General features: G+C 72.3%; 2 protein-coding genes. One reads left to right on the forward strand and one right to left on the reverse strand.

Going from position 1 to position 2,282, the window contains the following annotated elements:
• Positions 1-213 precede the first annotated feature (213 nt).
• Entirely contained in the window at positions 214-1,101 is an 888-nt protein-coding gene (gene metF, locus ACTHMS_RS14825; RefSeq protein ID WP_440307446.1) for a methylenetetrahydrofolate reductase [NAD(P)H], read from the reverse strand.
• Between the two features lie 47 nt (positions 1,102-1,148).
• Here metF and ACTHMS_RS14830 point away from each other — a divergent pair, with 47 nt between their 5' ends.
• The gene (locus ACTHMS_RS14830; protein WP_440307447.1) at positions 1,149-2,180 is read left to right on the forward strand and encodes a polyprenyl synthetase family protein; all 1,032 of its coding nucleotides are present in this window, start codon (positions 1,149-1,151) and stop codon (positions 2,178-2,180) included.
• The last annotated feature ends 102 nt before the right edge of the window (positions 2,181-2,282 follow it).

Here is a 2,282-nt window from a genome sequence, read left to right on the forward strand (position 1 = left end):
CGGCCGAACTTGTGCACGACGCGCGCACGACCACGCGCGTCCTGCACAAGATCCGTCGACGAGCAGCGCCAGATCGACCCGCCTTGCCCCGCAACACCAGGACATCCGTGCGCCTTGTCCCGCAGCACCGGCACATGGACGCGCCTTGCCCCGCAACGCCGGGACACAGGTGCAGGAAAACCCGACGCAGCGGGACAAACGCCTCCGGACGCGTCAGGCGGCGCGGGCGGGGAGGGTCAGCTCGGCCATGACCTCGCGGGTGGCGCGGCTGTAGTTGAAGGTCACGAAGTGCAGGCCCGGGGCGCCCTCGCGCAGCAGCCGCTGGGCCAGCTCGATCGCCGAGGCGATGCCGAGCTCACGCACGGCCTTCGGGTCGTCCGCGACGGCTTCGAAGCGCTGCAGCAGCGCGGGCGGGAACGGGGCGCCGGACAGCTGCTCCGAGCGCGCGACCGTCCGCATGGTCGTCACCGGCATGAGCGACGGGATGATCGGGACGTCGCACCCGGCCGCGGCGACGCGGTCGCGCAGGCGCAGGTAGTCGTCGGCGTCGAAGAACATCTGGGTGATCGCATAGTCGGCGCCGGCCCGGCACTTCGCGACGAACTGCGCGGTGTCGGCCTCGATGCTGGCCGAGCGCGGGTGCTTGTACGGGAAGGCCGCGACGCCGATGCAGAACTGGCCGTGCGCGCGCAGCAGCTCGACCAGCTCGGACGCGTACTGGACGCCCTCGGGGTGCTTGACCCACTCGCCCTCGACGTCGCCCGGCGGGTCGCCGCGCAGGGCGAGCATGTTGACGATGCCGGCGTCGGCGAAGCGTCCGATGATCGAGCGCAGTTCGGCGACGGAGTGATTGACCGCGGTGAGATGCGCCACGGGCAGCAGCGTGGTGTCGTGCGCGATCTTCTCGACGACTGAGATCGTGTTGTCGCGCGTCGAACCGCCGGCGCCGTAGGTGACCGACACGAACGACGGCTGCAGCGGCTCGAGCTCGCGGATGGTCGTCCAGATGCGGCGTTCGTCCTCGGCCGTCTTCGGCGGCATGAACTCGAACGAGATCGTCGGGTGCCCCTCAGCCAGCGCCTCTCGGACCGTTCGCGTCATGCGTGCAGCGTAATGTCCGAAGCGTGGGGGCGCTCCGCGAAGACTTCGTGACGCAGGTGGATCACGTCCTGGCCGAGTTCCTCGACCGGCGCGCCGACTCGCTGCTCGAGGTCGGCGCCGAACTCGCGCCGATGGTCGAGGCCGCGCGCAGCATCGTGCTCGACGGCGGCAAGCGGCTGCGACCGCAGTTCGCGTACTGGGGTTGGCGCAGCGTGCGCGACGACGGCGAAGGGGTCGACCCTCGCATCGTCCGAGCGGCCGCGTCGCTGGAACTGCTGCACGCGTGCGCGCTCGTGCACGACGACGTCATGGACGAGAGCGACACCCGTCGCGGCAACCCGGCGGCGCACGTCGCCTTCGCGGCACAGCACGCCGACGCGGGATGGCTCGGCGATCCGGCGGCGTTCGGCCGCGCCGCGGCGATCCTGCTCGGCGACCTCCTGCTGTCGTGGGCCGACGCCCTGCTCGACGAGGCCGGCTTCGCCGCGACGCGTCCGGTGTTCGACTCGATGCGGCAGGTCGTCATGGCAGGCCAGTACCTCGACGTGCTCGTGCAGGCACGCGGCGACTTCTCGGCCGCCGACGCGATGCGCGTCGCCCGGTTCAAGACGAGCAAGTACACGGTCGAGGGTCCGTTGCACCTGGGCGCCGCCGCGGCCGGGGCGACCCCGGCGACGACCGCAGCGCTGTCGGCGTACGGCCTGCCGCTCGGCGAGGCGTTCCAGCTGCGCGACGACGTGCTCGGCGTCTTCGGCGATCCGTCGGTCACGGGCAAGCCTGCCGGCGACGACCTCAGCGAGGGCAAGCAGACGCTGCTGGTGGCGCTCGCCATGGAGCGCGCCACCCCTGCGCAGCAGCGGACGCTGCGCGACGGACTCGGCGCGCGCGCCCTGTCCGACGCGGACGTCGCCGGGCTGCGCGCCGTCATCGAGGACACCGGCGCGCTGGACGAGGTCGAGAAGCTCATCACCGAGCGGGCCGAGCAGGCCCGCGGGGCACTCGACACCGACGCGATCCGTCCCGAGGCGCGCGACGCCCTCGACGCGCTCGCGACCGCGGCCGTCGAACGCCGCGCCTGAGCAGCCGGGGAGGTGCGCCTCCCCCGCCGCTGTGGTCAGGTTCCGCGCTTCGCAACCGACCACGACAGCCGGGAAGACGCATCTCCCCGGCCGCAGCGGTCT

Origin of the sequence: Jatrophihabitans sp., from assembly GCF_051960575.1 — a bacterium.
Taxonomy (GTDB): domain Bacteria; phylum Actinomycetota; class Actinomycetes; order Mycobacteriales; family Jatrophihabitantaceae; genus JBQCEE01.